The organism is Pseudomonas sp. MUP55 (genome assembly GCF_034043515.1).
GTDB lineage: Bacteria > Pseudomonadota > Gammaproteobacteria > Pseudomonadales > Pseudomonadaceae > Aquipseudomonas.
This window is the reverse complement of record NZ_CP138214.1, coordinates 164969-176978: the sequence shown is the minus strand read 5'-3', so window position 1 is coordinate 176978 and position 12010 is coordinate 164969. Positions and strand designations below refer to the sequence as shown.

The 12010-nt window shown below is 58.0% G+C and carries 8 protein-coding genes and 1 rRNA gene; 5 read left to right on the top strand and 4 right to left on the bottom strand.

What is annotated here, in order from left to right; genetic code table 11:
- Positions 1–18: 18 nt before the first annotated feature.
- On the top strand, positions 19–357 hold the full coding sequence (locus SC318_RS00795; RefSeq protein WP_057725300.1) for a hypothetical protein: 339 nt from the start codon (positions 19–21) through the stop codon (positions 355–357).
- A gap of 126 nt (positions 358–483) precedes the next feature.
- Here SC318_RS00795 and lapD read toward each other — a convergent pair whose 3' ends face one another.
- Complete coding sequence (lapD, locus tag SC318_RS00790) at positions 484–2430, bottom strand: cyclic di-GMP receptor LapD (RefSeq protein WP_320429258.1); 1947 nt, start codon at positions 2428–2430, stop codon at positions 484–486.
- Positions 2431–2444: 14 nt separating this feature from the next.
- The gene (gene lapG / locus SC318_RS00785) at positions 2445–3137 is read right to left on the bottom strand and encodes a cysteine protease LapG (protein ID WP_413817586.1); all 693 of its coding nucleotides are present in this window, start codon (positions 3135–3137) and stop codon (positions 2445–2447) included.
- A gap of 251 nt (positions 3138–3388) precedes the next feature.
- Here lapG and SC318_RS00780 point away from each other — a divergent pair, with 251 nt between their 5' ends.
- The 4 genes from SC318_RS00780 (at position 3389) to SC318_RS00765 (ending at position 9551) form a co-directional block, all read left to right on the top strand.
- Positions 3389–4099: a GntR family transcriptional regulator gene (locus SC318_RS00780; protein WP_320429256.1), complete on the top strand. Its 711-nt coding sequence runs from the start codon at positions 3389–3391 to the stop codon at positions 4097–4099.
- Between the two features lie 375 nt (positions 4100–4474).
- On the top strand, positions 4475–5233 hold the full coding sequence (locus SC318_RS00775) for a DUF3050 domain-containing protein (RefSeq protein ID WP_320429255.1): 759 nt from the start codon (positions 4475–4477) through the stop codon (positions 5231–5233).
- Positions 5230–6177, top strand: a complete 948-nt coding sequence (locus SC318_RS00770) for a diiron oxygenase (RefSeq protein ID WP_320429254.1) — start codon at positions 5230–5232, stop codon at positions 6175–6177. Before SC318_RS00775 ends, SC318_RS00770 begins: the two co-directional genes overlap by 4 nt.
- Entirely contained in the window at positions 6174–9551 is a 3378-nt protein-coding gene (locus SC318_RS00765; RefSeq protein WP_320429253.1) for an amino acid adenylation domain-containing protein, read from the top strand. Before SC318_RS00770 ends, SC318_RS00765 begins: the two co-directional genes overlap by 4 nt.
- A gap of 84 nt (positions 9552–9635) precedes the next feature.
- On the opposite strand, the gene SC318_RS00760 is transcribed toward SC318_RS00765, so the two are convergent.
- Both SC318_RS00760 and rrf read right to left on the bottom strand, forming a co-directional pair.
- Complete coding sequence (locus tag SC318_RS00760) at positions 9636–11516, bottom strand: methyl-accepting chemotaxis protein (protein WP_320429252.1); 1881 nt, start codon at positions 11514–11516, stop codon at positions 9636–9638.
- A gap of 274 nt (positions 11517–11790) precedes the next feature.
- Positions 11791–11906, bottom strand: a 5S ribosomal RNA gene (rrf, locus tag SC318_RS00755).
- Positions 11907–12010 lie beyond the last annotated feature (104 nt).

Below are 12010 nucleotides of genomic sequence, written 5' to 3'. Positions count from 1 at the left end.
CATATTCGAGGGATTCTTATGTTTTACGTGCAACGTGATGCACAGGGCGCATTAAGTCGCGTAGAGGCCGCGGCCTTTGCCGAATCCACCGAAACGCTGCCGGCCGATCACCACGAGATCCAGGCCTGGTATGCCAACGAAGTGGTAGAAACCAGCCTGGCCCAACTCAAGCAGAGTGACCTTGAGATGATCCGGGTACTGGACGACTTGATCCAGGTGCTTACCCGCAAGGGCGTCATCAGCGTGACCGACCTGCCGCCCGCGGCCCAGGCCAAATTGATGGACCGCAACCAGGCGCGGGAAGCGTTGGGTGGATTGAGCCAGTTGATCAATGACGATGAGAAAGGGCTTATTTAATTCCTGAAGCCAAACCGGATCGAAATGTGGGAGGGGGCTTGCTCCCGATAGCGGTCAATCAGTCAATATCTTCAGTGACTGGTGCACCGCTATCGGGAGCAAGCCCCCTCCCACATGGGTTCTGCGTTATTTCCAGGGCGCAGGCTCGCCGAACAGTTGCCCCTGCACGCCAAAAATCCCCATCTCGCGAATCACCTTCAGCTCACCCTCGGTCTCCACACGTTCGGCAATCAACGGCAGGTCGATGCTGTGGGCCGCGCGCTGGATGGCTTCGATGAACAGGCGCTTGTCGCTTTCCTGGTCGATGGCGCGGATGTAGCTGCCGTCGATTTTCAAGTACGCCAGGCCCAGGCGTGCCAGGTTGCCGATCATGCTGAATCGCCCACCGAAACGCTGAAGGCTCAGCGAAAAGCCCAGCTCGCGCAGGCGTTGGGTCATCTGTTCCAGCACGAGCTGTTCCGGCAGTTGCTCTTCGCCGATCTCCAGGGTGAGGCGCGGGCCCAGGTTGCTGTGCTGACGCAGCAGGTCATAAATGCGATGCAGGGCCTGAGGGTCCTGCAAGGTGGCGGCTGACAGGTTCAAGGCCAGGTTATGGCTGTGACTGGTCATCTGTTTGAGTACTTGCTCCAGCATCATGCGGTCCAGGCGGGCAGACCAGCCGAAACGCTCGAGCCACGGCAGGAAACGCCCGGCGGGTATGGTGTGGCCGTCAGCATCTTGCAGGCGCGACAGTACTTTGTAATGCAACACCAGTTGCGGATCCTGGCTGGCCACGACCGGCTGGAAGTACAGCTCGAAACGCTGCTGGGTCAGCGCCTTATCCAGCAGCGTGTGCCAGGCATGGTGATCGTCCCCGACGCTGGCGGCAGCGCTGTGATCGAGGCACGCCCACGTGCTGTCACCCTGCCCTTCGGCTTGCGACAGGGCCTGGTCGGCGAGCGTCAACAAGGCCTGCGGCGCATCACCATGGTTGAATTGTGCCAGGCCGATATAGGCCACGGGCGATACGTCGCTGGCGCCGGTGGCCTGCAGGCTGGACAGCGTGCTTTCAAGGTTCTGCGCCAGTTGCAGCGCTTCTTCACGCGTGAGCCCAGGCGCCAGCACAGCGAATTCGCCGCCTCGGATACGGGTAACGAGGTTATGGGTTTCCGGGTAAGGCTCGCACTGGCGCAGCAGTTGTTCGCCGACCGCTTGCAGCAAGTGGTCGGTACGCTGGCCCCCCAGGCGCTGGTTCAGGCCGGCCAGGTCTTTGACGCGCAACACCAGCAGGTAGCCGGAGCTGGTTTCTTCGGGGTTGCTGACGCGGGCGTTGAGCTGCATCTCGAAATAGCGGCGGTTGGCAAGGCCGGTGAGGTTGTCCTGATAGGATTCGGTGCGCAGTTTTTCACTGCGCTCGGCCTGCTCCTGGAACAGTGCCTTGAGCTTTTCCACCATTTGGTTCATCGCCTGCACCACCCGGCGCAACTCAGGCGTGCGTGGCAGATCGGGCAGGCTGAGGAATTCCCGCCGGGCGATCGCGTGGGACTGTTTGACCATGTAGTCCAACGGCTTGAGTTGCCGGCGCAGCAGCAACCCACCCAGCACCACGCTGACCGCACCGCACAGCAGTAACCAGCCAAGGCTGCCCAGGGCGCTCTGCCAGAGTTTGGCCAGGGCGAACATCGGATGGCTGACCACCTCGACGCGCGCCGCCTGCTCCCACCCGCGGCTCACCAGCGCATCACCACCGGCCGGCTCCAGGCCGATCAATTTTACAAACCAGTTGGGCACACCATTGTTGTCGGGTATACCGCTGCGCTCGACGATGGTCTTGTCGGTGGCCAGGTCCACCACACGGATGCTTGCGTAGTAGCCGCTGTCGAAGATCGAGCTGACCAGCAACTCGACCATGGCCGGGTCATCGATATTGGGTGTGAGCGACAGCGCCAGCGCCGTGGCGGCGTCCTGCGCATGGGAGCGCAACTGGTTGACGTATTGGGTGCGCGAGCTTTCCAGGCTGACCATGAAGCTGCCGCTGAAGGCGACCACCAGGAACAGACAGATTGCGATCAACAGCTGTTTGAACAGAGACATCCGATCAGTTACTCCTAGTTGGCAGGCTCGGCTGGGAAGCCTTCGGCACGCATTTTTCTCAACACATCCTGCCAGCGCGACAAGCGTTTGGTATCGCCGACCTTCTTGTTGCCCTTGGCGCCGGGCAAGTACAGCCCCTCGGCGTTGAATGAATACACCGGGATCAAATCGGTACGGCGGGTCGCCGGCAGGATTTCATCCATCAGGCTGTCGAGCACCAGCGGGATTGCGTCGGGCGTCGAATAGTAGGTCAAGACCATATGCGCGCGATTCTGACGCAAGGCCTTGACGTAGGTAATGCGTAATTTGTCGCTGGACACGCCCAGGTGACGCAAACTGAAATACTTGGCGATGGCGTAGTCTTCACAGTCACCGGCGCCCTTCCAGAGTGCCTCAATGGGCGTCTCCCAATAGTCGACCGCGTGCCAGAGATCGATGTCTTCCACGTAGGTCATTTGTTTGTTGAAGAACAGGTTAACAACCTTGAGCTGGTCTGGCTCGCTGACCTGTTTTTCGGTGGTCAGCAGCCGCTGCCAGGCGTCGATACGCTGCTGGCCGTCACCCAACGGCCCGTACAAGGCGGTAGCCTTGCGGCTGATCTGCGAGAAATCCCAATCGGCATGCAGCCCGCCAAGCATCAGGCCGGCCAGTAGGATTGCTGATAAAAGCCAGCAAAAAGCTCGATAGGGAATAAAACTTACCGCCAAGGGGTTCAGTCCATGAAAAGAGACGGAATTTCAGGGGATGGTGAAGCTTCGTCTCACAAAAAACAATGGCATAGTGAGATCATTCATCGCTGGAACGAGTTTATAACCGCCTCCTGTGAGCGGAACAAAATACCCGTGTAGGCCCTTACAAACAGAAACTTTGGTTGTTTGACAACTGCTTGGGCCATCTCTAGTGTGATTTGGATCCAATAAACGAACTTTATTATTCAAGAAAGGAGGGCAGCGTAACCGTGACGCCGAAGCCGAACCCTTTGAGCAGTATCAAGATCAGCGGGCCTATTCCCGCTCATGCTGCCCGCGCTGTTATTGAAGAAACATTGCGCAACGCCATTCTCGATGGACGACTGCCCTGTGGCACCGCTATGCGCCAGCAGGAACTGGCCAGCCTGTTCGGCGTCAGCCGCATGCCGGTGCGCGAAGCGTTGCGCCAGCTGGAAGCCCAATCCCTGCTGCATGTGGTAACCCATAAGGGTGCTGTGGTTGCCCCCTTGATCGAGGACAACTCGGCCGAGACCTATGCGCTGCGCATGCTGTTGGAATCCGAGGCCTTGCGCTTGTCGATCCCGTTGCTCACCGAGTCTGATATCGCCGAGGCAGAGGCCTGTATCAATGCGCTGGAGTCCGAAAAAGACTACAGCGAGATTGGCCGCCTCAACCGCCTGTTTCACATGGTCTTGTACGGCAAGGCGCCCAACCATCGTCTGCTCAAACTGGTGGAGCATGGGCTGAATGAAGAGGAGCGGTTTCTGCGCTTCAATCTTGAGGCGATGGGGTTGGGCGAGACGTCACAGGAGGATCACCGCGAGCTGCTCAGCCTGGTGGTGCAGAAGAAAATCGACGAAAGCATCCTGACGCTGCGTAATCACTTGATGCGAGGCATGGAGGTCATCAATACCTACCTCAAGAGCCTGGAAACCGGGGACAGAAAAGGTACGTCTTAAGGCGTTCGCAACTCTGAATACACTTTTGCATCGCGGGTAACTTCCCTTACTGGAAGTGTCCCGCATTGATAACACATTAAATAAACAGCAAACCTTAACGTAATCGCCGCCCTCTAAAGGAAATCTCTCACAGCGTAATAACTACTTTCCTCAACATTCGTTTTCCGCAAAACGATCTCATACATTTACAAGTTTATCCAAACGTTTAATCAGCTTAATATCGCTTGCCAACCCAATAAACTTTTCCAAGCAGCTCCCTGCGTATTGAGCCAATGCCCAACGCGTGGGCGCGCCTCGACTTAATCGTTCATCTAACAACTACAACATCCCATCACTGCAACTAGAGCAGTCGCAAGAACTTTATAGGCGTCAACCATGCACCATCATTTACTTGAACAGAAGAAACTGCACTTGTGCAGCCATCCGCTATTTGCAGAAATAACTTCGCTTGGCAAATTACAGCACTTTATGGAAAGTCATGTATTTGCGGTCTGGGACTTCATGACCCTGACTAAACGCCTGCAACAGGATCTCACCTGTACCCAGATCCCTTGGCTTCCGCCCTCCAACCCGCAGGCCGCACGCCTGATCAATGAAATCGTGTTGGGTGAAGAGTCGGATGAACACCCGACGCGGGGCCATTGCAGCCACTTTGAGTTGTACCTGGACGCCATGGCGCAGGTAGGCGCCAACACGCGCGTCATCGCACGTTTCATTGACCTGCAACATGAGGGAGTGGAGATAAGCGCAGCGCTGCAAATGATCGGGGCGCCCCCCGGTGTGCCTCGCTTTGTCGACAGCACATGGCAGATCGCACTCAGCGCTCCCACTCACTGCGTGGCGGCGGCGTTCCTGCATGGTCGCGAGGGGGTCATTGCATCAATGTTCGAGCGCCTTTTGCGCCGCAGCCCCGTCATTGCTCGCCAGGCACCGACCCTGTGCCACTACCTCAACCGCCACATCGAGCTCGATAGCCAGGAGCATGGGCCAGCGGCAGAACAGGTGCTCCAGGGCTTGATCGGCGCAGACCCGACCCGCCGGCAGCAAGCCGATAATGCCGCCCTCGATGCACTGCAAAGCCGAATTACTTTTTGGGATGACGTGCAGGCCTCCATGCAAGAGGTGCGTTCATGAGCATCACCGACTACCGCTCCTTCGCCGAAGACTGGGAGCGTCGGGCAACCATCCGCACACGCCCGCGCCGGCTGTTGGAAAACGACGAAAAACTGATCTATCCCCTGTTCCGCCAGCCTCTGGTACTGAGTGCGACTTTCCTTGAGCACTGCCCGCAATGGCGCGATTTTGTACTGACGCAAAGCTTTTACCGGTTCATCCATGACATCGTGATTTTCGAAACCGAGATCGTCGACAAGACGGCTCGCAGTATTGCCAAGAATCGCTTTTCGCTGCCTCTGCCCCTCGCCTGCCGCTACGACGCGATGACCGTCGTGGTGGATGAGGATTATCACGCATTGGTGGCCATGGACTTCCTGCAGCAAGCCGTGGCGTTAACCGGCATCCAGCCGCTCGACCTGTCCGGTCAGATCGAACTGAGCCATGCCTTGCCGGCAGCGCAGGCGCGGGCACCGGAGCACCTGCACGATGCCGTTGAATTGATTGTCGTGGCCATCGCCGAAAACACCATCACCCATGACGTGGCGGCCTTTTCCAAGGACGACAGTGTGAAATCGTCCGTGCGCGGCTTGATGGCCGACCACCTGTTTGATGAAGGGCGCCACGCACAGTTCTGGACACAACTGGTGCGCATCTACTGGCAGTCGGCAAGCGCGCAAGACCGCAACAGCATTGCAGGCGTGCTACCGACGTTCCTGACCCATTACCTGACCAACGAAATACAGAAGAACTTCGACCTGCAACTGATTGAACACCTGGATATCAGTGCCGACATTCGTTTGGCGCTACGTAATGAAATCGCTGCGATGGACTTTCCCATCACCCGCCAACATCCCTTGATTGGCAACATCATGAGTTTCCTGCAGCACAGCGGCATGCTGCACACCCCTTGCGTGGCACGGGCTCTGGACAACTACTTGCCCGCTTCGGGGAGGCCGGCATGAGGCGATTGATAATTGAATGGGGCATTGCCAGCGAAGCGCTGGAGGCCCTCAAGCATGTGCTGGAACAATACGGGCATTGCGCCGGGACGGGGTCGGTCGACTTGGTGATTGAAGACGGTAGCAAGGCATCGTCAGCCTTATCCACCGACGCGCCATGGATGAGCCTGCGCTTGGGCATCGGCCCAGTGTCCGAGAATGGGCTACCCGAACTTCAGTTTCGCTGCTACGACCGTGAGCGGCGCCTGCTGGCCGTGCACGATGTGGCAGAAGAGCCCAGCGGCAATGGCCAGCGACTGCGTGCACGTGCCACGCACGCCTTGGTGGAATGGGCAGCGTCGTTGGTGAGTGGGTTATCAAGAGACCCCGGCTATTTCTGTTCGACGGCCAACCCGAACACCTCGCCCGAACACAGTTTGCAAGGGCTCGAAGGGCTGGCGTTCATGCATCGGTTCAACCGTACAGCCGACCCGGCACTGCTGCAGGCGGCACAGGTGCCCATCATCGAACGGTTGCAGGCCAGCCTTGGTACCTTCGCCCATCGTACGGCCCTGAATATCGCGGGTCGCAGGGTGACTTATCGCCAACTCCAGGAAAAAGCCGTGGCGATTCAACAACGCCTGCTGCCTCTGCTGGAAGGCATCGAAACACCCGCCGTGGTGGGCGTGTGCCTGGAAAAATCTACCGAGCTCTACGCAAGCATTCTGGCGGTAATGGGGTGCGGCGCGGTGTATTTGCCACTGTCTGCGGATCATCCGATAAAACGCCAGCACAGCATGCTGACAAGCGCGGGCGCCTGTGTACTTCTGGAAAATGGCCTGCATCCGTTGCGCGATCGATTTACTTCACTCGATGTGGCCACGCTCACCTCACACGGCATCGATCCCACTCAAGCGCTGATGCGCCATCGTCCTCACGCCGACGCGCCGTGCATGGTGCTTTTCACCTCTGGCACCACGGGGCAGCCCAAGAGCGTGCTGCTCAGCCAACATAATCTGGCGCATTTCACCGCCTGGCTCAGTCACTGTGTAGCGCTGGACGACCAGAGTCGCGTCCTGCAGTTTTCGCCGCTGAGCTTTGACTCGTCGCTGATCGATATTTTTCCCGCCTTGATGGCAGGCGCAGAGTTGATCGTCCCCAGTGCAGACCACCGTTTCGATCCTCAGCAATTGATCGAGCTGATCCGCCTGCAGCGCATCACCCATGCTTTCCTGCCCCCAGCGCTGCTCAGCATCTTGCCGCTGGACCAGCCATTGGGCCTGTCCCATCTGCTCACTGGCGGCGATTTCTGCGAGCCCCATGTGATCGAGCGGATGGCAGGCCAATGCCACCTGCACAACCTCTACGGCCCCACCGAAGCCACGGTATTGGCAACCCATCGAACGTTTCGGCTCGGTGATGACAATCGCAACATTGGTTTGCCCATCGCCAACAGTCAGGTCTTGATCCTCGACGAACATCTGGAGCCGGTGGATGAGCAGGTGATGGGCGATTTGTATATCACAGGCCCGGGGGTAAGCCTGGGCTATATGAACGGGCCTGCGCAGGCCAATTCCCCGTTCGTCACGCTGACGTTGCCCGATGGCCAATCGCTGCAGGCTTACCGCAGCGGCGACCTGGCGAAATGGACGCAGGATGGGATCGAGTTGGGAGGGCGACGGGATGATCAGGTCAAGATCCGCGGTTTTCGAGTCGAACCTCAGGAAATCGAGCAGTGCCTGCGCAGCAGTCGGTTGTTTCGCCAGGTGGCGGTGGTGATTGATCAGGCTCACCGAATCATGGGCTTTGCGGCCCAGCCCGAACCCGGCGCCACGCTGGCCAGCCTGAAGGATCATGCCCGGCAGTGGCTGCCTGAATACATGCAGCCCGTCGTCTGGAGCGAACTGCCAACCCTGCCCTCATCGAGCAACGGCAAGATCGATCGTAAGGCGTTGCGGGCTGCGTCGGACGGCCGCGCCCGGTCGATGATCCAATGCACCGCACACACGCCCGTCCAGACGCAGTTGGTGAATCTGTGGGGGGAGTTGTTAGGGTTGTCTACCGGTGAAGTATCGATCGACGACAGCTTTTTCAACCTGGGCGGCCATTCGATTCTGCTGTCCACTTTGCTACTGCGCCTGCGCGAGCAATTTGGCCGCAGCCTCTCCTTGAGCCAGTTTTTTGAAGCGCCGACGATTCGTACGCTGGCCTTGCAGATGGAGGGCATGGCGCTGCCAGATACATCGTTCAGCCAAATGGAAAAAGACGCGTCCCGAGCCCTGGAGCTTGAGGTGCTGCCCGAGGGGCGCGCTGGGGACCCGTGCAAGGTGATTGTCACGGGGGCAAACAGCTTTGTCGGCGTGCATATCGTCCAGGCACTGCTGGCTGGGGGGGCGCAGGAAGTAGCGTGCCTGGTTCGCGCGCTCCCCGGTCAATCGGCGACGGACCGATTTACCCAGGCATTGCGCGAATACCGTCTGGAACATTTGGACCTGAGCCGAGTGCAGGTGTACGCCGCCGACCTGCGCCAACCACGCCTGGGCCTGTCCTGTGAGACGTACGACTACCTCGCTCGCACTCATGGCGTGCTTGTGCACAACGCGGCGCACGTCAACCATGTGATGGACTACCCAGCACTGGCCAAGGACAACGTCGAACCGGTGTTTGAATGCCTGCGCCTTTGCGAGACGCACTGTAAGAAGGTGTTCAATTTCATTTCAACGCTGTCAGCCTGCAGCAGCATCGACGCGGAACGGTATGTGCTTGAAGCACCCGCAGGCCGCTCGTTGCCGCTCTATGTAAAAAATGGCTACAACCTCTCGAAGTGGGTGGCCGAGCGGTTGTTGGGCCGTGCAGTCGGGCAAGGGGCCTGGGTAAATATCCATCGGCCGGGAAATATCAGTTTCAACAGTGAGAACGGTGTCTGCCAGCCCCACAAAAATCGATTGATGTTGATGCTCAAGGGCTCGCTGCAGTTGGGGATCGCTCCTCGAATTGAGGCAAATTTCGACCTGATGCCGGTGGACTTTCTGGCGCGCTTCATAGCGTTTCAGAGCACACGTTTCGTCGCGGGGCGAAACGTTTTCAACCTGCACAACCCACAACCCTTGAGTTGGAACCAATACCTCGATGCGTTCAGCCAGGCCGGACACGTCTTCGAACGGGTAAGCCTTGAACACTGGCAACGGGCGTTGCGAACAGTGCACGTTGAGAATGCGTTGTTCGGTGTACTGGGCTTCTACCTTGATGGGCTGGGGGAAGACATCGGCGATACTTCGATGATCCATTACAGCAATGCTCAATGGGGGCTTGAACAGATGGGCGCACACTATCCGCCAAAGAGCCCTGCGCTGTTGCGCAAGGGCTGTGACTACCTAAGGGCCATTGGTTTTCTCTGAGTGGCCTTGGGCTTGCTACAAGCCCAATGGATCAGTTGCTCGGCTGGGGGGTCGGAGCGAGCTATCGCTCCGACACAGCCTGGATCAGATTTTGAAGCTATCGACCAATTGCTTCAATCGGCTGGCCTGCTGGGAGAGCGCATCGCAGTCCTTGAGCGTCTCGTTGAGGTTGGCCACGCCTTGCTGGTTCAGCAGGTTGATCTGGTTGATGTCGACGTTGAGGGTTTCAACCACTGCCGTTTGCTCCTCGGTAGCAGCGGCGACCGATTGGTTCATGCCGTCGATCTCAACGATTCGCTGTGTCACGCTGACCAGACGCTCGCCGGCCTGGTTAGCCACTTCGACGCTTTCTTCGCTGGAGACCTGGCTGGCGTTCATGGTGGTCACGGCTTCACGCGAGCCCACTTGCAGGGAAGTGATCATTTTGTGGATCTCTTCTGCCGACTCCTGGGTACGGTGAGCCAGGTTACGCACCTCATCAGCAACCACGGCAAACCCACGCCCAGCTTCGCCGGCACGGGCCGCTTCGATGGCCGCGTTAAGCGCGAGCAGGTTGGTCTGCTGGGAGATGCCCTTGATCACATCAAGAATGTGGCCGATGTTGTCGGTACTGGCGTTGAGGGTTTCGATCTGCGTGCAGGACAGGCTGATTTTCTGCGACAGTTCCGACATCGCCTGGATGGTTTGCTCAACCACCTTGCGTCCATCGTCAGCTTGCTCACTGGCACCGCTGGCATGCTGCGAGGCATCAGCGGCGTTACGTGCGATTTCCTGGGTAGCGGCGCCCAGCTCGTTGATAGCGGCCGCCACGCTGTTGGTACGAGCGCTTTGTTCGTCAGAGCCGATGATGGATGCGTTGGACGAGGCCATCACGCGCTGGGACAGGTCATGCACCTGGCGTGTGGCCGAGGACACTTCGGAAATCGAGGCGTGGATCCGCTCGACGAACTGATTGAATGCGCTACCGACTTCGCCGAACTCGTCTTTGCTGGTGACGTCGAGGCGGCGGGTCAGATCGCCTTCGCCTTGGGCGATGTCCTGCATGGCGACGCCCATGGTGGTCAGTGGACGCAACAGCACTTGGATCAACAGACTCAAGAGTACGGCAATCGCCACCACGGCAATAAGCATCGCTATCAAGGCTGAGGTGCGGAATTTGCCCAGTGCGGCGTAAGCTTTGTCTTTGTCGATAGACAGACCGATGTACCAGTCGGCCCCCGGTAACCCGCTGATTGGCGTAAACGAGAGGATGCGGTCTTGTCCATTGAGGACAACGTCCTGGTTAACCTTCTCGATGCGCACTTGGGTGCCAGGGTAGATATCCTTGAGGTTTTTCATCACCTGGTCCTGGTCGGGACTCACGATGACTTGGCCATCACCACTGACCAGGAATGCGTGGCCAATACCGCCAAAATCTACCGAGTTGATGATCTTCACCAAGGTTTGCAGGCTCAAGTCTCCCCCCACCACACCCAGCAGCTCACCATTTTTCTTCACGGGCATGGCGATCGTCACGATCTGACCGCCTACAGCCGCCATATAAGGCGGGGTAAGCATGGTTTTGTCAGCTGCTACGGCTTGCTTGTACCAAGGGCGCTGACGTGGGTCATAGCCCTCTGGCATCTTCGCATCGGGGCGCTGGGTGAACACACCGTTGACTTGGCCAACATAGGTGAACTGGAAGTTGGACGTGAGTGCCGGTTGATCGACCAATCCCGGAAGGTCCGCGCCGCTTCCTTGATGGGCAACGTTTTGTGCCAGGTTTTCGAGCACCAGGATGCGACCACCGAGCCAGTTCTGCACACTGCTGGCGGTTAACTCGCCGGATTGCTGGATAGAGGACGCGAGGTTTTGCCTGATCGTGTTGCGCTGCAGGTAATCGTTATAGAGCGTGAATAGCGCAAAGGCCAGAACCACGACGCCTGACGCAGCCAACAGAATTTTATGACTGAACTTGAGATTCATTTCATCGACTTCTTTTTGCCAAAGGGGGGTGAGCGTGCCGAGTGGAACATTCCATGTAACGTGATATGCGGACTCTGCGACCGCTCTAATTCGGTGCACGCATGGCTCGTCAGGCTTTCGGCCAGAAATCAATAAAACTTAGAGGTTTGTGTGAATCTTCCTCTTTTAGAGGAGAAGACCGACAGGCGGTATGTGCTCAGTCGCTATTGGCCGAAGACCGCCCCAAACGACAAAACCCCTGTCTGCGTTAGCAGACAGGGGTCTCGGAATTCAATCTTGACGATGACCTACTCTCACATGGGGAAACCCCACACTACCATCGGCGATGCATCGTTTCACTGCTGAGTTCGGGATGGGATCAGGTGGTTCCAATGCTCTATGGTCGTCAAGAAATTCTGTGTACCAGATCGTTGCGCTAGCAACGTGCCGGTGAAATTCATGGACTTCTACATAAACAAAACCCCTGTCTGCGTAAGCAAACAGGGGTTCTGGAA